The sequence below is a fragment of the Paraburkholderia ginsengisoli NBRC 100965 genome (genome assembly GCF_000739735.1).
Classification (GTDB): domain Bacteria; phylum Pseudomonadota; class Gammaproteobacteria; order Burkholderiales; family Burkholderiaceae; genus Paraburkholderia; species Paraburkholderia ginsengisoli.
Window position 1 is genome coordinate 37,048 of the sequence record NZ_BBJF01000024.1, and the last position, 21,297, is coordinate 58,344.

Sequence of the window (21,297 nt, forward strand, 5' to 3'; positions counted from 1 at the left end):
ACCTTTCAATGGAGTCAACAGAACGTCATGTCCACGCATAACGAATGTCAGGATCCGGGCGACCCGGACGCCACCCCACAGCAACCCGCACGCCGCCGCTTTCTTCAATCGGCTGCCGCTGCCGCGACCGTCGGCGCGGCCCCGCATCTGCGCGCGCAAACTCAAACGCCGGCCGCGCCGCCGGCTCAGATCAACCCGAGCGTGCCGCCGCGTCCGGTCACGCTGACCGTCAACGGTCGCGCTTACACGCTGCAACTCGAACCGCGCGTGACCTTGCTCGATGCGCTGCGCGAATACGCCGGCCTGATGGGCACGAAGAAAGGCTGTGATCGTGGCCAGTGCGGCGCCTGCACGGTGCTCGCCGACGGCCGCCGCATCAACTCGTGTCTGACGCTCGCGGTAATGCACGAAGGCGAGAACATCACGACGGTCGAAGGACTCGCGGCCAACGGCGTGTTGAGTCCGATGCAGCGCGCGTTCATCGAACACGATGCGTTCCAGTGCGGCTACTGTACACCGGGGCAGTTGTGTTCCGCGACGGCCCTGCTGAACGAATTTCGCAGCGGCACGGCCAGCACCGTGACGGCCGATGTGCGCCACCGGCCCGCGCAACTCTCCGACGACGAGATCCGCGAACGCATGAGCGGCAACATTTGCCGCTGCGGTGCGTACGCGAATATCGTGGCCGCGGTGCGTGCGGTACATGAAGGCCGAGGCGCAAGCAGCGCCGCTTCCGGCATCGACACCGCACGACCCGACAACGCCTGACGGAGCGACCAGCATGGATGCGATCTCTTACGAACGCGCCGGCGATGTCGCCGGCGCGGTGCGCGCCGTTCAGCAACCGGGCGCGGTGTTTATCGGCGGCGGCACGAACCTGCTCGATCTGATGAAGGGTGGTGTCGCGCGGCCGGTGCGGCTCGTCGACATCACGCACATCAACGGACTCGACACGCTGACGACGCTGCCCGATGGCGGCCTGCGCATCGGCGCGCTCGCGCGCAACAGCGACGCGGCCAATCACGCGCTGGTGCGCGAGCAATACCCGTTGCTGTCGCAAGCACTGCTCGCGGGCGCGTCGTCGCAATTGCGCAATATGGCGACGGTCGGCGGCAATCTGCTGCAACGTACCCGCTGCGGCTACTTCTACGACACCGCCTTCACGCAATGCAACAAGCGCATGCCTGGCAGCGGCTGCGCGGCGCTCGACGGCCACAATCGCACGCACGCGATCCTCGGCGCGAGTCCGCAATGTATCGCGGTGAATCCGTCGGATATGAGCGTGGCGCTGGCGGCGCTCGATGCCGTCGTGCGCGTGAGCGGTCCCAATGGCGAGCGGACCATTGCCTTCGCCGACTTCCACCGTCTTCCCGGCGACCGGCCCGACGTCGACACCACGTTGCAGCCCGGTGAACTGATCACCGCCGTCGATCTGCCGCCGCCGCTCTTCAGCACGCACTCCCACTATCTGAAAGTGCGTGACCGCGCCAGTTACGCATTCGCGCTGGTGTCGGTGGCCGCCGCGTTGCAGATGGACGGCGAGCGCGTGACGAGCGCGCGCATCGCGCTCGGCGGCGTCGCGCACAAACCGTGGCGCGCGAGCGTCGCCGAACAGATGCTCGCCGGTCAGCCGCTCTCGCAGGCGGCGTTGAAGAATGCCGCCGCCGCCGCGTTGAGCGACGCACGTCCGCGGCACGACAATCGTTTCAAGGTGCAGCTCGCGCAACGCGCGATCGTGCGTGCAGTCAACCAGGCCGCCGGCCACGCGGGAGGTGTCGCATGAATCTGATCGGTCAACCGGTCGACCGCGTCGACGGTCTGCTCAAAGTCACCGGCGAAGCACGCTATGCCGCCGAATTCCCCGAAGCGCGTCTCGCGCATGCGGTGCTGGTCACCAGCACGATTGCGAGCGGCACGATTGCGTCCATCGACGCGAGCCGCGCGCAGGCGCTGCCCGGCGTGCTGCTCGTGATGACGTACCAGAACGCGCCGCGCCTGCCGAACGGCGGACGGCCCGCGTTGGCGCCGCCGGCGGGCAGGCGGCTGTCGCTCCTGCAGGACAACCAGGTTCACTACAGCAACGAGCCGGTCGCGGTGGTGGTCGCCGACACGCTCGAACGCGCCGTCGATGCCGCGCGCCAGTTGCGCATCGTCTATCAGCAGAGCAGCGCCGCCGTCGACTTCGCGCTCGCCAAACCGAACGCGCATGCGCCGGACAAACCGCAAGGCCGGCAAACCGATACGCAACGCGGCAGCTTCGAAGACGGCATGCAAAGCGGCCCGGTCCATGTGAACGCGACCTACACCACGCCGATCGAGCATCACAATCCGATGGAGCCGCACGCGACGATGGCGCGTTGGGACGGTCCGCAACTCACGCTCTACGACTCGACGCAAGGCGTGAGCAGCGCGGCGCAGGCGGTGGCCAAAGTGTTCGGCATCGGGCCCGGCGACGTGCGCGTGATCTCGCCGTTCATCGGCGGCGGCTTTGGTTGCAAGGGCTCGTCGTGGTCGCATGTGTCGCTGTGCGCGATGGCCGCGAAGCAGACCGGGCGGCCGGTGCGCCTCGTGCTCGAACGGCCGCAGATGTTCGGCCCGGTCGGCGCGCGGCCGCGCACGGAACAGCGCTTCGCGATTGCCGCACGACACGACGGCACGCTGACGGCGATGCGTCACGACAGCATCTCCAACACGTCGACGATCGAAGACTGGACCGAGACCTGCTGCATGGTCACGCGGATGCTCTACGCGGTGCCCAATCAGGTGACCACGCATCGGATCGTGCCGCTCAATCTCGGCACGCCGACCTTCATGCGCGCACCGGGCGAAACCACCGGCTCGTTCGCACTCGAATCGGCGATGGACGAACTCGCGGCCGCATTGAAAATGGACCCGCTCGCGCTGCGTTTGAAGAACTACGCAGAGGCCGATCCCCAGGAGAACAAGCCGTGGTCGGGCAAGTCGTTGCGCGAGTGCTACCGGATCGGCGCGGAGAAATTCGGCTGGTCGAAGCGCAGCGCCGCGCCGCGTTCCATGCGCAACGGCGGCACGCTGATCGGCATGGGTATGGCGACCGCGACCTATCCGGCCAACCGCAGCGAAGCGGCAGCGATCGCGCGGATTCTGCCGGACGGCACCGCGATGGTCGCGTCGGGCACGCAGGATCTCGGCACCGGCACCTACACGGTGATGACCCAGGTGGCCGCCGACGCGCTCGGCTTCTCGCCGGAGAACATCCATTTCGCGCTTGGCGATTCGACGCTGCCGCGCGCGCCGGTGTCGGGCGGCTCGCAATCGGCGGCGAGCGTGTCGCCCGCGGTGCGCGAGGTGGCCAGCCAGGCGCGCAACCAGTTGATCGCGCTGGCGCTGGCCGACCCGGCGTCGCCGGTGCACGGCATCGCGCTCGACGACATCACCGTCGATAACGGCTGGGTGACGAGCCGCTCGCAGCCGGGCAAACGCGATCCGGCGGCGGCGATCATCGCGCGCGCGGGCGGCAAGCCGATCGAGGCGACCTCGACCGTCAAGCCCGGCGACGAGAAGCAGAAGTACTCGTTTCACTCGTTCGGCGCGGTGTTCGTCGAGGTGCATGTCGACGCCGACCTCGGGACGATCCGCGTGCCGCGCGTGGTCGGTGTGTACGACGTGGGGCGCGTGCTCAACGAGAAGACCGCGCGCAGCCAGTTGATGGGCGGCATCGTGTGGGGCGTCGGGGCGGCGCTGCAGGAAGAGAGTTCAGTCGATACGCGTTATGGGCGCTTCACGAATGCGAATCTCGCGGAGTATCACGTGCCGGTGAATGCGGATATCGGCGCACTCGACATCACGTTCATCGATCAGCCTGATCCATATATCAACTCGCTCGGCGTGCGCGGGATTGGGGAGATCGGGATTACGGGCGTGCCGGCGGCGATTGCAAACGCGGTGTATCACGCGACGGGGGTACGGGTGAGGGATTTGCCGGTGACGCTGGATAAGGTGATGGGGGTGGCGTGAGGTTTGGAGGGTGAGGTCGGGTCGCTGGGTGGTTGCGTCTGGTGGTTGCGTCTGGTGGTTGCACGCGTGGGCCGCCTGCGCCGATTGCGGGCGTCGGTCGCGTTCGCGAGGCGCACTCCCGTGGCGCGTGCCGAATGCACGCGCCGTCGCCTCGTCCACGATGACCGCCCGCGCCGCAGCACGCTGAGCCGCCAAGCGCCCCGCCGCTGAGATTCCCGCTTGCCTGCGACCCCGTTGCATCGCACAATCAGCCTCATTCTCTTCACCGGGGCCCAGTCCATGACCTATGCCTCGCTCGCCACTGGCGTGTTGCTCGCCGCCGGCTTCGGTTCGCGCTTCGATCCGGACGGTCTGCACAACAAGCTGCTCGCGCGGATGCCCGACGGCACGCCGGTCGCGCACGAATCCGCGCATCGGCTGCTGCAGGTCGTCACGCGCGTGCTGGCCGTCGTGCGGCCGGGGTCGGACGCCCTCGCGCGTTTGCTGAACGACGCCGGTTGCGATGTCGTGTTCGCGCCCGATGCGGAACGCGGCATGGGCGCGAGCCTCGCCGCCGGGATCGAGGCGAGCGATGACGCCGAAGGTTGGATCGTCGCGCTCGCTGACATGCCACGCATCGCTACCACGACGATCGAAGCCGTCGCGCGCGCGCTCGACGACGGCGTGTCGCTGGTCGCCCCGTTCTACCAGGGACAGCGCGGGCACCCGGTCGGCTTCGGCATCGAACATCGCGACGCACTGCTCGCGCTCGACGGCGACACCGGCGCGAGGTCGTTGCTGATGTCCCAGCGCGTGACGAAGGTCGATGTCGACGACCCGGGGATTCTGCGCGACGTCGATACGCCGGAGGATTTGCGCAACGTCTAGCGCGGAGCGACGAAGGCGTGGCGCGTATGGAGCGCTTGCGGCGCGGGACTTGATCCTCGTGGGCGTTTAGGCGCATACTGTATATCCATACAGTATTTTTTTATCCGGTGGCGGACGCTTTTCACGGCGGGCGCCCACCGCGCGTCCGCATGAAACGCATTCCGATCGAACCGACTTTTGCCGCATGGCGCCGCGCCGCGCGAGCACTTCTGCGTCAAGGCATCGAGCCGGGGCTGGTCGAGTGGGTCGAAGTTGAACGGGACGAGGCGGAAGACAGGGCGGTGGTGGCTGAGCGGGATGCGCGGCTGAAGGATGTGGTGGGTTCAGCGGGCGCAGTAGCCTCAGCAGGCTCAGCAGCCAGCACAGCCACCGGTGCATCAAACCACCCATCATCCACCGCCCCATCCACCCCCGCCATCCCCCGCGAACTCCTCGGCCAGTTGCAAACCGCGGCCTGCTATCGCGCGGCGGATCGCTGGGCACTGCTCTATCGCATCCTGTGGCGGTGGACCCACGGTGAGCGCGACGTCATCGAGTTGCACGACCCCGACGGCGCGCAACTCAATCAACGCGTCCAGTCGATCGAACACGAAACCGCCGATCTGCTGGACTTCACGCTGTTCAGACGCCGCGATCCTTCGATAGGCCTGCCGGAATTCGTCGGCTGGTACGAGCCGCGGCACGATCTGCTGGAGCGTGCCGCCGAGAAGTTCGCCAAACCGATGGGCGATTCCACATGGATGCTGGCCACGCCGCACGGCGCGGCATTCTGGAACGGCATGCTGTTGCGTATCGACCAGACCGCTGCAAAGCAAACCGCGGCGCAAAGAGAGCAGGCCACACCGGCTTTGCCACCGGACGCGATGACCGGCGAAGCCATCACCAGCGAGCCCACCGAAGCGCTTTGGCTCGCCTACTACGCCAGCGTCTTCAACGCGCGCCCGACGCCCATGCCGTTGCGCTACTGGCGCACGCCGCCCGCCGGTCCGCCGCTGCCCGCGCAACTCGCTCGCGAGCGCAGTCGTGCCGGCGCGCAAGACGCCGTCATCACCGTGCCGGAGACGGCGCCGGTCGAAGACTCGGCGCTCACGCCGCCATTGCACGAGCCGACGGGCCCGTTGGCCACCTGCCGGCGCTGCGCGCTATGGCGCAATGCGAAGCAGGCCGTGGCGGGCGTGGGGTCGGCCGACGCGACGATCATGGCCGTCGGCGAGCAGCCGGGCGAATACGAGAATCAGCACGGCGAGCCCTTCACCGGACCCGCCGGCCAACTGCTGGACGCCGTGCTCGCGCGCGCCGGCCTCGAACGCGCGACGCTGTACCTGACCTATGCCGTCAAACACTACAAGTGGGAAACGTTCGATCAGCAGCGCGTCCATCGCATGCCCGAGCGGCGCGAAGTCGAAGCTTGCGAACATTGGCTGCAGCAGGAACTGACGCGCGTCGAGCCTCGCGCGATCGTCACGCTGGGCGCGACCGCGCTGAAGGCGTTAACCGGCGCGCACGTCAACCTGTCCGAATATCTTGGGCAAACCATCGCCCATCGCGGACGCCTGATCGTGCCGACGTGGCATCCGTCGTATGCGCTGAGAACGGCGGACGCGCGGTTGCGCGAGGACATCGTCGAAGGCATCGTGACGGCGTTCAGTCGCGCAGCGGCGCTGGCGGCGCAGGGCGGTTGATCTTTCAGAACCGCGTGCACCAGGCCACAACAGGAGACTGCCCGCTGCAAGCGTCGATCATGCGAATGAAGTGCATGTGGGGAGGACGGTGCAGGAACCGCCGATATGCCGAAGCGAACAGGCCGCCGCAGGAACGCGCGACGTCGGCCCCTGGCACACACGAGCACCGCGCGTGGCCTACGCCGACGCGAACCACGTCGCGCCCGCCGACCGCAATATCGCCTAACCCACCAAACGGTGAGCCTATCAGTAGCCCGCCGCCCCAACCGGTGAGCCTCTACGGGAACCCTTCCGGAGCTGCCGCGAGGCACACCGGCCCCCACCGCCAGGCACACCGTTTGCGTTCCCACAACCGCCGCGCAAGCCGCGTCGATTCCGCCTAAGCTGATGTCACGCCGCGTTTTCCCGCGCGGCCCCGGCTCGACAGTCCGGCTCGCGCATCACTCCCGGCCTGTGCGCCTCAACCCCACACGTCCCATGAGCGAAACCAGCCCACGCCTTTTCATCGTCTCGCCCCACTTCGACGATGCCGTCTTCAGTTGCGGCGCATTGCTCGCCGCGCACCCCGACGCCGCGGTCTGCACAGTGTTCGCCGCGCCGCCCGAGCATCAGATGCACACCGAATGGGATCAAAAATCGGGCTTCGCGAGCGCTCATGAAGCGATCCACGAGCGCACGCTGGAGGACAACCGCGCGCTCGAGGTACTCGACGCTATTCCGCTGCGGATGCCGTTTCGCGACAGCCAGTACGCCGACTCGCCGTCGATCGGCAAAATGGCGGCGATGCTCGAGGAAACGATTTATCGCAGCACCGCGAACACGCTGCTGATGCCGCTCGGCCTGTTTCACGACGATCACGTGCGGGTCTTCGAAGCCTGCTGCGAAATCCTGCCGAGGCTGTCGCATCTGGTCTGGTTCGGCTACGAGGAAGCGATTCACCGGCGCACGCCCGGCGTCGTGCAGGCGCGGCTCGCCGATCTCGCGCAGCGCGGCATCGTGGCGACGCCGGCGCATCCGAGCGCCGCGCATACGATCGATGTGCAGCGCCGCGCGCAACTCAAACGCGAGGCGGTCAATGCGTACGCCAGCCAGTTGCGCGCATTCGGCGCGGGCAATTACGAGGACGTCTTCGCGACCGAGCGTTACTGGCAGCTCAGCGTGGGCCGTCGCGCGAAAAAGTGACCGGCGAGGCGCGCGGGAAACGCCTACGCTTGAAAGAGGATTACCGGCATCGGTCCGAGCGTCAGCGTCCGAAGCGCCCGAACCGCATGCTTTCAACTACAGGGTGATGTGATGAGCTACGACATGCATACCAGTCCGATTCCCGACCCCAACGCCGATCCGAACCGCGACCCGGAAGCCGACCCGCTGGTGCCGCCATCGCCGGGGCATCACGTCGAGGAGCCGCAGCGGCCCGATGGACCGCCGGACAAAGACCCGGTTTGACCCGACCGTAGCCGCATCGCGCCGCACGCTGCGAAAGCCCGCGGCGCGGCGCGATGCGGCGCCTGAATCAACGCGTCAGTTCGGTGAAGCCCTGCAGCAGGCGGTCGATATCGGCGGCGTGAATATTGCCCATCGTCGAGATGCGGAAGAGTTCGGCCGACAAGCCGCCTTGCCCCGCATAGATGACGAAGCCGCGCGCCTTCAGCGCGTCGTGCAGTTGCGGGTACGCGATGCCATCAGGCAGCCGGTACGCGCGCAACACCACCGATGACTCCTGCGGCGCCAGCACGCTGCCGATGCCCCGCTCCGCGAGTCCCGCGCGCGCCTGTTCAGCTAGCGCGGCATAACGCGCGTGACGGGCGCGCCAACCGCCTTCGTCCGCGAGTTCGCGCAGCGCTTCGACGAGCGCGTAGTACGCATGCACCGACGGCGTGAACGGCGTGTTGCGCTGATCCTGCAAACGCGCGAGGCGTCCGAGATCGAGGTAGTACGTGCGGCTCGCCGCCTGCGCGAGCGCCGCGCGCCGCACCAGCACGAACGACGCACCCGGCACGCCATGCAGACACTTGTTGGCGGTGGCCGCGACCGCGTCGAGGCTGGTATTGGCGAAGTCGATCGGCTCGGCGCCGAAGCTGCTCACGCCGTCCACCAGCAAGCGCAAACCGCGCGCGCGGCACAGCGCACCGAGCGACGCGAGGTCGTTCAAACGGCCGGTGGTCGTTTCGTGATGAATCACCGCGACATGCGTGAACGCTTGGTCCGCGTCGAGACGTGCGGCGATCTGCGCGAGATCCGGCGCGTGCATCCAGTCGTGCTTCAGCGACTCATGCGCGATGCCGTACTGCGTGGCGATCTGCGAAATGCGCTCGCCGTACACGCCGTTCTCGATCACCAGCAGCTTGCCGTTTTGCGGCACCAGCGCGGCGGTCATGCTTTCGACCGCGGCCGTGCCCGAGCCGGTCATCAGCACTGCCTGCCATTCGTTTTTGTCGAGGCCGTACAGATCGACGAGTCGCGTACGGGCTTCTTCCTGCAAGTCGAAAAACTCGCTTTCGCGATGGCACAGATCGGTCTGCAACAGGCTGTTGCGGACGCGTTCGGTGAGCGTCACCGGGCCTGGGTTGAGCAGCAGCATGAGCGCTCCTTTTCTTTGCTTCAAGCGGCGCCGATGTGGCGCATCAGGCGCGTCTTCACATCGGGCGGCGTAATGGTGGGACGCGGCAGGCCATCCGGCGTGCCACGGCGAATCGCGAGGCGCACGAAGCGCGGACCGTCGAGCAGCGGCGCGTCGAACAACTGATCGAGCACGGCCGGGTCGTCGCTTTCCACGGCCGACGCATAACCGCACGCCGCCGCGACCCCCGCGAACGAGACCTGCGACGACACCGTCGCCTGACCGCCGGTCGAGTCGTGCGCGCCGTTGTCGAGCAGCACGTGCGTGAGGTTCGACGGACCGTATGCGCCGAGCGTCGCGAACGCGCCCATGCGCATCAGCGCGGCGCCGTCGCCGTCGAGCGCGACCACGTGCAGATCGGGACGCGCAAGCGCGAGGCCGAGCGCGAACGGCGTCACGCAGCCCATCGAGCCAACCATGTACAACTGATTGGGCCGGTCGTCGATCGCGTAGAGTTCGCGTCCGCAAAAACCGGTCGATGCAAGCACCACCGTCGATTCGAGCGGCGTGTGCGCGATCACTTTCTTCAACGCGTCGTGACGCGAAGCCAGCTCGCTCGCCACGCCGCCCTCGAACTGTGAGCGCGGCGCAACCGGCGCTCGGCGCGCACTCGCGCCGCCGTCCTTCAACTCGTACGGCGCCACGCTGCCCTTCTGCATCACGAGCGCATACGGGCGGCCGGTTTCATCCATATGCGCAATCGCGCGATCCAGCGCCGGACCGATCGCGTCGACCTCGGTCGGGAAGGTCTCCCAGGGAATCTCCATCGTGTCGAGCATCGCGGGCGTGACGGGGCCCATCAGCGCATGCTGCGGTTCGTCGGCGACACCGGGCTGGCCGCGCCACGTGACGATCAGCAATTGCGGCAGACGGAAGGTCCACGTGAGCGAAGTCAATGGGCTCACGGCATTGCCGAGCCCCGAGTTCTGCATCATCGTGATGCCGCGCCGGCCGTTCTGCGCGCCGAGCGTGACGCCCGCGATCAACGCAACCGCGTCGCCCTCGTTGGCCGCCGACACGTAATGCAACGACTCGTCCTGCAGCACGTAGTTGATGAACGGCGTCAGATACGAACACGGCACTCCCGCGTACCAGTCGAAGCCGCGTTCGCGCGCCGCTTCGACAAACTGTGCGGCTTCGATCATTGTGCGACTCCGTTCCCGGCGTCCTTCGCATTGCTCGCCGGATTGCCGACCGCCGTCGCGAATGGCGCTTGCGCGTGCGCGAAGTCGCCGGCGCGACGGAAGTCGTCGAGGTCGTTCACGCCGCGCCAGTGACCGTGCACGTATTGCACCTCGATCGATTCACCCGCTTCGATCAGCGCGTTCAGCAGCGCGGGCATGTCGAGCGACGCGAAATCGGCGCGCGCCTGCAACTGGCTCATCACCGCTTGCAGACGCTCGCGGCCCGCGTCGCGCACGTTCAGCAGACCGACCCAGCGGCCATGCGGTGCTTGCGCGGCAATCTCCGCCGACGCGTTCTGCCCGCTCGACACATGGCGCAGCACGACCTTGTTGCCGAACAAACCACGATCGTCGGCGGCCGAGCACCACGCGAAATCGCGCACGCTGGCGTTCTCCGTATCGGTCAGCGACGAATCGACCACCACGCTGAGCGCCGCTTCGCTTTCCACCAGATCGCGCAGGATGTAGCTGCGGAACAGCAGGTCGCCGTAGGAGATCACGGTGTCGCCGCTCAACTTGTCTGGCGCGACCCGGCCGAGCGCGCACGCGAGCGACGCGAGTTCGCCGGTTTGCGCATGCTGTTCGTTGACCACCAGCTTGATGCCCGCCGTTTCGATCGCATCGGCGCGATAACCGCCGACCACCGTGATGTCGTTGACGCCCTGCTTCTTGAACGCGTCGACGAGCCAGCGCAACAGAGGCTTGCCCGCGATCGGCAGCATCACTTTCGGGCGGTCTTCGGTGACGGCTTCGAGGCCCTTGCCACGGCTCGCGGCGAGCACGACGGCGGCGCCGGCCGCGCGGCCGCTCGACAGGTAGCGGTCTTCGGCTTCCGAGTATTCGTCGGCGTCCTGCAGGCGGAATATTTCGTTGACGGCCGCAATGCTGTCTTCGACGTTGACGAGCGTCTGGCTCGAATGAATTTCCTTCGCGACGGCCTGCATCGCCGAAGTCGCCGAGCGGATCAGATGGTTCGCCCAGATCACGGTACTGATGCCCGCTTCACGGAACACCTCGGTCGGCGTGCTGTAGTACTTGGTCGGCACGATCACGAGCGGACCGCGGCCGGCCCATTCGCGCGCGAACTCGAGAATTTCATCGGGGCGCGACAGCTTGCTGTGAATCAGGATCGCGTCCGCGCCGGCTTGCCGATACGCTTCCGCGCGGCGCAGCGCCTCGTCCATGCCCCAGCCCGCGATCAGCGCTTCGACGCGCGCGACGATCGAGAAATTTTCGTCGGACTGCGAGTCCTTGCCGGCTTTGATCTTGCCGCAGAACTCGTCCATGTCGGCGAGCGGCTGCGCTTCGCCGTTGATGAAGCTGTTGGTCTTCGGGAACTGCTTGTCTTCGATACACACGCCGGCGATGCCGCGTTGTTCGAGCTTGCGCACGAGCCGGCGCACGTTGTTGAAGTTGCCGTAGCCGGTGTCGCCGTCGAGCAGGATCGGCAGATCGCTCGCATCGGCCATGAATTCGAGCGTATCGACGACCTGCGTCCAGCTTGCTTCGTTGTTGTCGCGCACGCCGAATTGCGCGGAAATCGCGAGGCCCGAGCCCCAGATCGCCTTGAAGCCGGCTTCACGGACGATTCGCGCGGACAGGCCGTTATGGGCCTCCATCATGAATTCGAGTTCGTTGCTGAGGAGCATCTGGCGCAGACGTGCGCTGCGGGATACGGAGACGAAGGCAGGTTCGCGGGCGTTCATTTTCTACTCCTGATAGCGGGCTTATTGGTGCTCTTTTTTGCCCGGCTGGCGACTGGAAAATGGCGACTATAGCGGAATTTTTATTTATTTGTCCTTTTGAAGATGCGGATTTTCCGCTGTTGCGCTTAAGTGGAAAAATGTGTCGTTTTTTGCATTTCCGACGCTGCCGCCACGCGCTTGGATTTGCTTGGCGTTTTGTGGAGGTTTGACGCACCGGCATGCTGGGTATGGGGTTGGCGTCCGGTCAACTCTTTTTACCGCGTGAAAAACAATAGCGGCCCATCTTTTTATATTGAATTTATTGGCAGGCGCCAATTAGCTCCAACCGCCTTAATCTGCTTGCCGGCCGCATTAACCAGGTCAAAAAATATAATCAAACCGGCAATAGACACCGGAATTAAAGCCGTCGCCGACCGGCATTGAAAACTCCGCCCCAAAAAAACAAACAGCTGATCAATCAGACGAATAACAACGTAACACAACGGGTTTCCCCTGCCTGCGCAGCAAACGCCATTGCGCCGTAAACCCATTAGCGACAAGCCAGAACGCCACAAGCGAACTCAACTCCGACTGACCCTTTTGCAAAAGCCGTTCTCATTGCTATGACACTGAACGAAAAACTGGCCTCGATGATCGCCGTGCTGTGGATCGGCCTGATCCTGATCGGCGGCTTCGGCGCGTGGCAAAACCGCGCGTCGATGATCTCGGACCGCCGCGATCAACTGACCGCGCTGATCGACCAGGGCAACCACATCGTCGCCCATTACTACGCGTTGGCCCAGCAACGCACGCTGTCCGAAAGCGACGCAAAAAAGCAGGCGCTCGCGATGCTGGCGGCGATGCGCTACGGCAAGGACGGCTACATCTCCGTCAACGATTCGCAGCCGGTCATGCTGATGCACCCGTTCAAGCAGGAACTGGTCGGCAAGAATCTCGCGCAGTTCGCCGACCCGGCGGGCAACCATCTGTTCGTCGCGATCGTCAACGCGGGCAATCACGACGGCGGCGGCTTTGTCGACTATCTATGGGCCAAGCCCGGCAGCGACGCGCCGGTCGCGAAGACCAGCTACTCGACGCACTTCACGCCGTGGGACTGGTATCTCGTCACCGGCATGTACATGGACGACGTGCAGAGCGCGTTCTACGCGAACCTGCTGCGCTGGCTCGCGATCACGGTGACGCTCGGCGCCATCGCCACGGCCGTCATGCTGCTGGTGTTGCGCAGCATCCGCCGCTCGCTCGGCGGCGATCTCGAAGTGGCCGTCGAACACGCGCAGTTGATGGCGCAAGGCAATCTCGCCACGCGCGTGCCGGTCGGCACGCAGGACAGCGGCAGTCTGCTGCATGCGTTGCAGACGATGCAGGCGGGTCTCGTCGAAACGGTGTCGCGCGTGCGTCTGGGCACCGAGAACATCAACATCGGCGCGACCGAAATCGCCGCCGGCAATACGGACCTCTCGCAGCGCACCGAGGAACAGGCCGCGGCGCTCGTCGAAACGGCGTCGAACATGGACCAGATGACGGTCAACGTGAAGCAGAACGCGGACAGCGCGATGCAGGCCGCGCAACTCGCCGGCCAGGCGGCCGACGTGGCGACACGCGGCAGCCGCGTGGTCGACGACGTGGTGCGTACGATGGGCGAGATCACCGCCAGCTCGCGGCAGATCGGCGACATCATCGGCGTGATCGACGGTATCGCGTTCCAGACGAATATCCTCGCGCTCAACGCGGCCGTCGAAGCGGCGCGCGCGGGCGAACAGGGACGCGGCTTCGCGGTGGTCGCCGCCGAAGTGCGCAGCCTTGCACAGCGCTCGGCGACTGCGGCCAAGGAGATCAAGGCGCTGATCGAAACCTCGACGAATACGGTCGAAACCGGCGCGTCGCAGGTCGCCAACGCGGGCTCGACAATGGGCGAGATCGTGCAGTCGGTGCGTCGCGTGAATGAGATTCTCGAGGAGATCAGCAATGCGTCGCGCGAGCAAAGCGCGGGCATCGAACAGGTGAATCGCGCGGTCGGCGAAATGGATCAGGTCACGCAGCAGAACGCGGCGCTGGTCGAGCAGGCAGCGGCTGCGGCGCATTCGCTGAAGGACCAGGTGGGCGTGCTGCGTGAGGCGATTTCGAGCTTCGCGTTGCCGGGTTGAGGGTTGGCTTCGACGTTGGCGTTGCGTTCGTGTTCGCGTCAGCAGCTCGCCTGTAGTCTCGCGCCGTGCCGGTCGCACGCATGTAGCGAGGCACGATCAGAAGCACAAAAAAGAAGGCGCTCGACAGGCGGAGAGCGCCTCTTTAACACGCCGCGTCGGAGTCGACGCATCAATCGAACGAACCAGCCGCGCGGATTTTGCAAGTCCGCGCGGTTTTTTTATGCGCGTGCGCGCCGCCGCGCTCATCTCTTTGAGTCGCGCTCCGCGTCCTTTCGTTCAACAAACGCTTACCCGCGCAAAAGCGCAACCAGCTTAAGCCGAATTTGGCATCGCCGAATTCGGCTTAAGCCGTTTTCAGGCTAACAGCGCGCTTACGATAATCGCCGTTTTGCAACACGCGCCCTGCGGTGGCCTTCGTCGACGAAGCCGCTCGCGAGCGCCGCTTCGTCGAGGCTCGCCGTCATGCTGCTGCACTCCCTCTACCTGCTCGCCATCGTCGCCGAAGCCATGTCCGGCGCGCTGATGGGCATGCGTCGCGGCATGGACCGCTTCGGACTGTGCCTCGTCGGCACGGTCACGGCACTCGGTGGTGGCACCGTGCGCGACGTGCTGCTCGGCCACTATCCACTTGCATGGATCTCGCATCCAGATTACGTTTTCATTACAATCGAAGCGGCAGCAGTCGCGGCGGCCGGCGCGAAGTGGTTGCGCAACTGGCAGCGGCTGTTCGTCACGGTCGACGCGCTCGGCCTGATCGCCTTCACGGTGATCGGCTGCGACGTGGCCGCCGCGCTTAACGTGAGCCCCGCGATCGTCGTACTGGCCGGCGCGATCACCGGTGTGTGCGGCGGCATGTTGCGCGACCTGCTGTGCAACCAGATGCCGCTGGTGTTGTGCAAGGAGCTGTATGCCAGCATCGCGCTCGGCGCCGGCGCGCTGTACGTGGCGCTGCAGGCGTGGGGCATCGCGGCGGGACCGGCGTCGGTGGTGGTGCTGGTCGTCGGCTTCGCGGTGCGCATGCTGGCCGTGCGCTTCCATTGGCAGTTGAAGGTGTTGTCCGCCGCCGATTCGGGCGGCGCAAGTTAATCGAGTTCATTACCTGCATGCAATGATCCAGAAGAAAAAAACGCAGTCGCACGATCCCTACACGCCCGCCGCGAAGAACCCGTTGCTGGCCGCGCGCCTGCCGGCGTGGCGTTCGAAGTTCATCGTCCTGCTGGTATTCGGCGCGTTCGCCACGCTGGCGGGCCGTGCGTTCTGGGTGCAGGTGGTGAACCAGGACTTTTACGTCGATCAGGGGCAAAAGCGCTATCAGCGCACCATCGAACTCGACGCGACGCGCGGGCGCATCGTCGATCGCAATGGCTCGATGCTCGCCGTCAGTCTCGCGACCTACGAAATCTGGGCCAATCCAAGGCAGATCGAGGAAGCCGGCGTCGCGCCGCTGTCGAAGCTGCTCGACCTGCCGCTCGCGGAATTGCGCCGCCGTCTGAACGGCGACAAGAGCTTCGTGCTGCTCAAACGCCAGGTGGATGCCGACACGGCCGCGAAGCTCTCGAAGCTCGGCCTCGCCGGCGTCACGCAGATCGCCGATTCGAAACGCTTCTATCCCGAAGGCGAATCGGCGGCGCACGTGGTGGGCTTCACGGATATCGAGGACAACGGCCAGGAAGGCGTCGAGCTGGCCGCCAACGAGCGCTTGCTCGGCGTGCCCGGCCAGCGTGAAGTGATCCGCGACCGGCTCGGCCGCGTGGTGTCCGAGACGCGGCCGCTGGTGCCCGCGCGCAACGGCGACACCATCCATTTGACGATCGACCGGCGCATCCAGCAACTCGCGTATGGCCAACTGAAGGCAGCGATCGCGAAACATCACGCCGAAGCCGGCAGCGTGGTCGTGCTCGATGCGCGCAACGGCGAGATTCTCGCGCTCGCCAATTATCCGAGCTTCGATCCGAACGACCGCGCGCGTCTGACCGGCAAGCAACTGCGCAATCGCGCGGTGGTCGATACGTTCGAACCGGGTTCGACGATCAAGCCGGTGGTCGTCGCGCTGTCGATCGACGAGGGCAAGGTGCGGCCGCAAAGCGTGATCGATACCGCGCCCGGCTGGTACAAGATCGGTCCGGCCGTGATTCACGACACGTCCAATCACGGCATGATGACGGTCTCCGAAGCGGTGCAGAAGTCGAGCAATATCGCGCTCGCCAAGCTCGCGCTGAATCTGCCGGCCGAAACGATCTGGACCAAGTACCAGCAATACGGGCTCGGACTGCGGCCCGAGCTGACCTTTCCGGGCGTCGCATCCGGCAAGGTGCGTCCGTTCAAACGCTGGCGCCCGATCGAACAGGCGACCATGGCGTACGGTTACGGGCTCTCCGCGTCGCTGCTGCAAATCGCGCAGGTCTACACCGCGTATGCGGGCGACGGCACGATGCAACGCGTGAGTCTGCTGCGCAATGGGGCGAGCGCCGCCGCGCCGTCCGCGGACCCCGACCTCGCGGTGACCAAACCGGCGACCGCCCGCGCAATCCGTTCGATGCTGGAAATGGCGACCGGCGTCGGCGGCACTGGACGCGCGGCGACGGTGGCCGGCTACCGGATCGGCGGCAAGACCGGCACGGCGCGAAAACAGGTCGGCGCGACGTACGCGAAGAACCGCTACCGGGCGCTTTTCGTCGGGATGGCGCCGATGAGCGACCCCAGGCTGATCGTCGCGGTGATGATCGACGATCCGGCCGGCAAGGCGTTTTATGGCGGGACGGTGGCGGGGCCGGTGTTCAGCGAGGTGACCGGCGGCGCCTTGCAATTGCTCGGCGTGCCGCCGGATGCGGCTGAAGCGCCCGAAGTTTGATGCCCTTGGCGCATCACGCATGTTCTGAGCATCGACGCTCTGCGTTGCCGGTTAAGCGCTCGCGTAACCGGCAACGCGAAAAGCTTGACATGAGCTGTGAGGGCTTTTTTTCACCGCTTTTTTTATCGCCGCACGCGGGTCTCGCGTGGTGATCTCGATGCGCAGCGTACGGTATTGATCGCTGCGCCTTGACGGTCAATCAATCAGCGGAAAATCCCGTTGGCCGACCGGCAGCACTCCATGCTCCGCGTGATCGCCACCGGTCTTCACCAACGCCTCGATGCGATTGCGGCCATTGCGCTTGGCCTGGTACATCGCACGATCGGCCTCCTCCAACATCGCGCGGCCGAACGAAACGGCGTCGCTCGCCGTACCGCCGACCCTGCTTGCCGCGACGCCGATCGACACGGTCAACGCGATGCGCTGACCGTGATCGTCCTGCAAATCCAGCCGCTCGACCGCGAGCCGCACGCGCTCGGCGACGGTGAGCGCATCGGCCCGGTCGCCTTGCAGCAGCGCGGCAAACTCTTCGCCGCCATAACGCGCGACGGTGTCGCCCAGCCGCACCTGCTGACGCACACACGCCGCCACCGCCGCCAACGCGCGGTCGCCGGTTTGATGACCGTACGTGTCGTTGATACGTTTGAAACTGTCGATATCGATGAAGAGGCACGCCACCGGCACGCGATAGCGGACCGCGCGCATCAGTTCCTCGCGCAGCCGCTCGTCGAAATAACGGCGATTGGCGAGGCCGGTCAGCGAGTCGGTCATGCCGAGTTGCTTGAGCCGCTCGCGATGCGCGACGTTGTCAAGACTCGCGGTCACGATGCTCGCGAAGCGCTCCAGGATATCCGTGGCCATGCCGTCGCCGAAACGCGCGGGGTCGTCGCTGCCAAGGCATAGACAGCCGCTGACGGTATCGCCCGCGGCGAGCGGCAGCAGGATCGCGCTCGCTGGCGGTTGCGCGGCGCCGAAGAAGGCGCGCCGCGCGAAGTCGTCCAGTTCGCACGGCTTGCCCAGCCAGGGCAGGCCGTCGTCGCACAGACCTTGCGCGGCGAGCCCGCCCTCACGCGACGTCTTCAGACCCGGATGATCGAGCGCGCGCAACGCGACCGGCTCGAGCAGTTCGAGCAGCATCGGCGCGCGATCGTCGAGCCAAAGCGTCACGCTCGCCAGCGAGAACTCCTGCGGCAGATGACGGAACAAAGTGTCGAGAAACGACGCGAAATCCTGCGCGCCGATCAAACGCAACTCAACGTTCTGGAAGCGGCGCAACGTGCGCTCGTTGTGTTGCACGGTGTCGACTAGCGAGCGAAGCCGGTCGGAGAGCGGCGTTTGGGCGAGATTCGTCACGTTATAGGATGCGAGCGCGAAGGCGAAGCGGGGTTGGCGGCCCCAACCGCTCTAATAACGGCCGATCCGGCGAGGTCTTGAGGGCGGGATCACGGCGCGGGCCTGCTCGCCTCTTAAGTTTCGCTTAATTCTTCCCTGCAACTATGGCGCCCACCATCCCCTGTTGAGCCGCCAGTTTATCGGCGGCCTTTTTTTAAGGGTGTCGACGACGCGCCAAAAACGGGCTGCCCGCCCGCGAAGAAGGAAGGAGTCAAATCATGGTTGAAAAGACAGTATTCGAGCACTTGCGCGCCATGCCCGGCAACGATTGGGTCAGCCAGATCCACAGTTGCAAAGTCTCCGACCCGCTGCAGCCGCCTTGGGGACGTTCGTATCGACTTGTCGAATGGACCATGAAGCACACGCCCGAATCGAGCCGCGCCGTCGTGCCCGCCGAGAGCACACCGCTCGAAATCGCTCAGGCCGTCGTCTCACACGTTCCCGGCCGCCGCTTCTGCCAGCAAGGCAACGAATAACCCGCCGCGCTTCGTTCATTCATCACGCAGGCCGCGCGGCGCGCTGCGATTCGCCGTACTCCAACGCGTCATCCAGCCGGTCGTTGCCCCAGAACATTTCTTCGCCGACGAAAAACGTCGGCGCGCCAAAGATCCCTTTAGCCGCGGCCGCCGCGGTCTGTTCACGCAGACGCAGTTTGTTGGCGTCGCTTTGCGCGTCGGCGATGATCTGCCGAGCCGGCAAGCCGAGTTCATCGAGCGCTTCGCTCACCACTTCGATCGAACCGATGTCACGATCGTCGGCGAAATTCAGTTGCATGATCTTGCGACAGTAGGCGGCGATCCATGGGCGATCCGCGCCTAGCAACGCCACGCGCATTGCCAGCAGCGCCGCACGCGGAAAGGTGGTTGGACGCGTCAGCGCAATGCCGTATTTGCGGCATTGCCGTTCCATGTCCTTCCATACGTACGCGCCCTTCTCCTTCTGCAGCACGAATGGCGAGTTGTCAAAACCGAGGTCGCGAAACACGGGGCCCAGCAAGAACGGACGCCAACCGATCCGCACGCCGTGCGCCGCTGCCAGAGCTTCGATGCGCATGACGCTGAGGTAGCTGTAGTTACTGCCGAAGTCGAACCAGAACTCGATCTTCGGTGTGAACGAACTTGCCGGAGAAGACGCGGCGTCATTCATGCTTGCCTCCTGAATCGTGCGCGGTCAACGCGCACTGTCGATGTATGGTGACTTGCAATGCTTAACAGTCGCGTGCAACGGTTCTCCCTATGATGGACCGTCCCTACACGTCACGCTTCAAGGTCCGCCATGAACTATCCATACGACCTGCTCACCGCTGCCTGTCTGTTCATCATCACCGTTTCGTCGTCCATTCTGCTCACGTTGTCCTGGCCTCACTGAAACCGCTCGCACAGCCGGCGAAAAAACCCGGCCCGCGCACACAAGGCGGCTGCATGAAAAAGACGAGCTATACTGTACATATATACAGTATTTTTCGTCAGAGCAATGCGCCTTCCCCCTTTCGAACCTCCCACGCTGGCCGAGTTGCGCTACTGGTGGCGCACGCGCGACGAACAGGCCGTTCAGCGGCTCATCCTCGAAATCCAGCGGCAGCGACTCACGCTGCTGGAATTGCGTAACCTGATCGATAGCGGCGTCCAGCAGGCGCGCGCTGCGGACCGCGCACTGGTCGAGCGCGGCGAACCGTTGATGACGCTACGCATCAGGATCGCGCAGGAAGTGCTGCGCGTCGGGGACATCGACGATACGCGGCAAATGAGCCGCGCCGAACGGGACAGGCTCGCCGTACGCACGCAAAGCCAGATGGAGTACGCCCGCGAAGGGCGTCTGAAACGGCAGCGCCGTAACATCTAGCTGGAATGCGGCCGCGCTGCGTACTCGACGGAGCGCGGTCGCGCGAATCTCAGCGCGTTTGCGCCGCCACGCGCAAGCCAAGCGAAATGAACAGCACGCCAATGATCTTGTTCTGCCAACGCGCCAGCCACGTCAAACGCTTGACCAATTTGCCCAGCGGCCGGATGGTCAACACGATCAGCGTCGTATAAAGCGCGCTCATGGCGACGAAGATCAGCCCGAGCGTGGTGAACTGCATAAACGTGGAGCCGTGCTCGGGCCGCACAAACTGCGGCAGGAACGCGAGAAAGAACAGCGCGGTCTTGGGATTCAAAACTTCGGCGGGAATCGCCTGAAAGAACGCTTTCGACGCCGATACCGGTGCGACCGTCGGCAGATGCGCGCTCGCCTGCTTTTCGCGCAACGCGCGAACGCCCAGATAGACGAGATAGGCTGCGCCGACGAACTTCACCGCGTTGAACGCGAGCGCGGAAGTCATCAACAACGCCGAGAGGCCGACCGCTGCGCCCAGTGTGTGAATGAAATCGCCGACCGCGATACCGAGGCCGGTGAGAATGCCGGCCTTGCGCCCGCCATGCACGGTGCGCGTCAAAACCAGCAGCACCGCCGGACCCGGAATCAGGAAAAGCCCGAGTACGACGGCAACGAAAGTCCCCAACGTGGATAGGTCAAGCATTTCGTCTCCTTGTTGGCCAGAGTGGGCGCTTTAGCTGTCGGCCAGAGTTCGCGCTTTAGCGCATTACTCTGATCCCATGCAAAGCCACTTGGCCAGTCTCATGCAAAGCTGTCGACGCGCTGGATTCAGCGGACTGACGCGCGTTTAGCTGGCAATTGTAAACGAACACCGGGACTTCGATGTGCGTGCGGCGTGGACGCTGATGCCGTGACATGACACGACATGACGCAACATGACCCGCCGTAACGTTTCGTCACCTGGCGCGGGACGGCGACCCAGGACGGGTTCTGCAAAAAGCGCGAAAACAAAAAAGCACACGCGTACGCGAAGCGTCGGC

At 65.2% G+C, this 21,297-nt stretch carries 18 protein-coding genes; 12 read left to right on the forward strand and 6 right to left on the reverse strand.

Annotated elements, in window-relative coordinates; translation table 11 throughout:
• Positions 1-27 precede the first annotated feature (27 nt).
• The 7 genes from BGI01S_RS26580 to BGI01S_RS30685 all read left to right on the forward strand — a co-directional run bounded on the left by BGI01S_RS26580 (position 28) and on the right by BGI01S_RS30685 (position 7,991).
• Complete coding sequence (locus tag BGI01S_RS26580; RefSeq protein WP_042329321.1) at positions 28-768, forward strand: 2Fe-2S iron-sulfur cluster-binding protein; 741 nt, start codon at positions 28-30, stop codon at positions 766-768.
• Positions 769-781: 13 nt separating this feature from the next.
• On the forward strand, positions 782-1,783 hold the full coding sequence (locus BGI01S_RS26585) for an FAD binding domain-containing protein (RefSeq protein ID WP_042329322.1): 1,002 nt from the start codon (positions 782-784) through the stop codon (positions 1,781-1,783).
• Positions 1,780-3,996, forward strand: coding sequence for a xanthine dehydrogenase family protein molybdopterin-binding subunit (locus BGI01S_RS26590; protein ID WP_042329324.1), 2,217 nt, complete (start codon positions 1,780-1,782; stop codon positions 3,994-3,996). Before BGI01S_RS26585 ends, BGI01S_RS26590 begins: the two co-directional genes overlap by 4 nt.
• A gap of 279 nt (positions 3,997-4,275) precedes the next feature.
• Positions 4,276-4,863 (forward strand): nucleotidyltransferase family protein, encoded by a 588-nt coding sequence (locus BGI01S_RS26595; RefSeq protein WP_042329326.1) that lies wholly within the window; start codon positions 4,276-4,278, stop codon positions 4,861-4,863.
• Positions 4,864-5,012: 149 nt separating this feature from the next.
• Positions 5,013-6,545 (forward strand): UdgX family uracil-DNA binding protein, encoded by a 1,533-nt coding sequence (locus BGI01S_RS26600; RefSeq protein ID WP_042329328.1) that lies wholly within the window; start codon positions 5,013-5,015, stop codon positions 6,543-6,545.
• 477 nt (positions 6,546-7,022) lie between these two features.
• The gene (locus BGI01S_RS26605; protein WP_042329329.1) at positions 7,023-7,727 is read left to right on the forward strand and encodes a PIG-L deacetylase family protein; all 705 of its coding nucleotides are present in this window, start codon (positions 7,023-7,025) and stop codon (positions 7,725-7,727) included.
• 123 nt (positions 7,728-7,850) lie between these two features.
• Entirely contained in the window at positions 7,851-7,991 is a 141-nt protein-coding gene (locus tag BGI01S_RS30685; RefSeq protein ID WP_167335679.1) for a hypothetical protein, read from the forward strand.
• A gap of 67 nt (positions 7,992-8,058) precedes the next feature.
• Here the strand turns inward: BGI01S_RS30685 and BGI01S_RS26610 are convergent, their stop codons facing one another.
• The 3 genes from BGI01S_RS26610 to aepX are packed head-to-tail and all read right to left on the reverse strand — an operon-like array spanning position 8,059 to position 12,055.
• Complete coding sequence (locus tag BGI01S_RS26610; protein WP_042329330.1) at positions 8,059-9,126, reverse strand: 2-aminoethylphosphonate aminotransferase; 1,068 nt, start codon at positions 9,124-9,126, stop codon at positions 8,059-8,061.
• Between the two features lie 20 nt (positions 9,127-9,146).
• Positions 9,147-10,310 (reverse strand): phosphonopyruvate decarboxylase, encoded by a 1,164-nt coding sequence (aepY, locus tag BGI01S_RS26615; RefSeq protein WP_042329331.1) that lies wholly within the window; start codon positions 10,308-10,310, stop codon positions 9,147-9,149.
• A complete protein-coding gene (gene aepX / locus BGI01S_RS26620; protein WP_042329332.1) occupies positions 10,307-12,055 on the reverse strand; it encodes a phosphoenolpyruvate mutase in 1,749 nt (582 codons plus the stop codon). The genes aepY and aepX overlap by 4 nt, the downstream gene beginning before the upstream one ends.
• Positions 12,056-12,657: 602 nt before the next feature.
• Here aepX and BGI01S_RS26625 point away from each other — a divergent pair.
• The 3 genes from BGI01S_RS26625 (at position 12,658) to BGI01S_RS26635 (ending at position 17,050) form a co-directional block, all read left to right on the forward strand.
• On the forward strand, positions 12,658-14,199 hold the full coding sequence (locus tag BGI01S_RS26625) for a methyl-accepting chemotaxis protein (RefSeq protein WP_042329333.1): 1,542 nt from the start codon (positions 12,658-12,660) through the stop codon (positions 14,197-14,199).
• A 468-nt stretch (positions 14,200-14,667) separates the two neighbouring features.
• Positions 14,668-15,285 carry a trimeric intracellular cation channel family protein gene (locus BGI01S_RS26630; protein WP_042329416.1) on the forward strand — a complete coding sequence of 206 codons (618 nt, stop codon included), beginning with the start codon at positions 14,668-14,670 and terminating at the stop codon, positions 15,283-15,285.
• A 22-nt stretch (positions 15,286-15,307) separates the two neighbouring features.
• A complete protein-coding gene (locus tag BGI01S_RS26635) occupies positions 15,308-17,050 on the forward strand; it encodes a peptidoglycan D,D-transpeptidase FtsI family protein (protein ID WP_042329335.1) in 1,743 nt (580 codons plus the stop codon).
• A 195-nt stretch (positions 17,051-17,245) separates the two neighbouring features.
• Here the strand turns inward: BGI01S_RS26635 and BGI01S_RS26640 are convergent, their stop codons facing one another.
• Entirely contained in the window at positions 17,246-18,403 is a 1,158-nt protein-coding gene (locus BGI01S_RS26640) for a GGDEF domain-containing protein (RefSeq protein ID WP_042329336.1), read from the reverse strand.
• 257 nt (positions 18,404-18,660) lie between these two features.
• Here BGI01S_RS26640 and BGI01S_RS26645 point away from each other — a divergent pair, with 257 nt between their 5' ends.
• The gene (locus BGI01S_RS26645; RefSeq protein ID WP_042329337.1) at positions 18,661-18,918 is read left to right on the forward strand and encodes a DUF2866 domain-containing protein; all 258 of its coding nucleotides are present in this window, start codon (positions 18,661-18,663) and stop codon (positions 18,916-18,918) included.
• A 22-nt stretch (positions 18,919-18,940) separates the two neighbouring features.
• Here BGI01S_RS26645 and BGI01S_RS26650 read toward each other — a convergent pair whose 3' ends face one another.
• Entirely contained in the window at positions 18,941-19,588 is a 648-nt protein-coding gene (locus tag BGI01S_RS26650; protein WP_042329338.1) for a 2-hydroxychromene-2-carboxylate isomerase, read from the reverse strand.
• A 327-nt stretch (positions 19,589-19,915) separates the two neighbouring features.
• On the opposite strand from BGI01S_RS26650, the gene BGI01S_RS26655 reads away from it, so the two are divergent.
• Positions 19,916-20,284 carry a hypothetical protein gene (locus BGI01S_RS26655; RefSeq protein ID WP_042329339.1) on the forward strand — a complete coding sequence of 123 codons (369 nt, stop codon included), beginning with the start codon at positions 19,916-19,918 and terminating at the stop codon, positions 20,282-20,284.
• A gap of 49 nt (positions 20,285-20,333) precedes the next feature.
• Here the strand turns inward: BGI01S_RS26655 and BGI01S_RS26660 are convergent, their stop codons facing one another.
• A complete protein-coding gene (locus BGI01S_RS26660; protein WP_042329340.1) occupies positions 20,334-20,960 on the reverse strand; it encodes a LysE family translocator in 627 nt (208 codons plus the stop codon).
• Positions 20,961-21,297: the final 337 nt, after the last annotated feature.

Coding starts and splice junctions, on each gene's coding strand:
- BGI01S_RS26580 (WP_042329321.1), top strand. CDS start 28: ATGTCCACGCATAACGAATGTCAGGATCCGGGCGACCCGGACGCCACC.
- BGI01S_RS26590 (WP_042329324.1), top strand. CDS start 1,780: ATGAATCTGATCGGTCAACCGGTCGACCGCGTCGACGGTCTGCTCAAA.
- BGI01S_RS30685 (WP_167335679.1), top strand. CDS start 7,851: ATGCATACCAGTCCGATTCCCGACCCCAACGCCGATCCGAACCGCGAC.
- BGI01S_RS26645 (WP_042329337.1), top strand. CDS start 18,661: ATGGTTGAAAAGACAGTATTCGAGCACTTGCGCGCCATGCCCGGCAAC.
- BGI01S_RS26610 (WP_042329330.1), bottom strand. CDS start 9,126: ATGCTGCTGCTCAACCCAGGCCCGGTGACGCTCACCGAACGCGTCCGC.
- BGI01S_RS26605 (WP_042329329.1), top strand. CDS start 7,023: ATGAGCGAAACCAGCCCACGCCTTTTCATCGTCTCGCCCCACTTCGAC.
- BGI01S_RS26660 (WP_042329340.1), bottom strand. CDS start 20,960: ATGCTTGACCTATCCACGTTGGGGACTTTCGTTGCCGTCGTACTCGGG.
- aepX (WP_042329332.1), bottom strand. CDS start 12,055: ATGAACGCCCGCGAACCTGCCTTCGTCTCCGTATCCCGCAGCGCACGT.
- BGI01S_RS26595 (WP_042329326.1), top strand. CDS start 4,276: ATGACCTATGCCTCGCTCGCCACTGGCGTGTTGCTCGCCGCCGGCTTC.
- BGI01S_RS26625 (WP_042329333.1), top strand. CDS start 12,658: ATGACACTGAACGAAAAACTGGCCTCGATGATCGCCGTGCTGTGGATC.
- BGI01S_RS26635 (WP_042329335.1), top strand. CDS start 15,308: ATGATCCAGAAGAAAAAAACGCAGTCGCACGATCCCTACACGCCCGCC.
- BGI01S_RS26585 (WP_042329322.1), top strand. CDS start 782: ATGGATGCGATCTCTTACGAACGCGCCGGCGATGTCGCCGGCGCGGTG.
- BGI01S_RS26600 (WP_042329328.1), top strand. CDS start 5,013: ATGAAACGCATTCCGATCGAACCGACTTTTGCCGCATGGCGCCGCGCC.
- BGI01S_RS26650 (WP_042329338.1), bottom strand. CDS start 19,588: ATGAATGACGCCGCGTCTTCTCCGGCAAGTTCGTTCACACCGAAGATC.
- aepY (WP_042329331.1), bottom strand. CDS start 10,310: ATGATCGAAGCCGCACAGTTTGTCGAAGCGGCGCGCGAACGCGGCTTC.
- BGI01S_RS26655 (WP_042329339.1), top strand. CDS start 19,916: ATGCGCCTTCCCCCTTTCGAACCTCCCACGCTGGCCGAGTTGCGCTAC.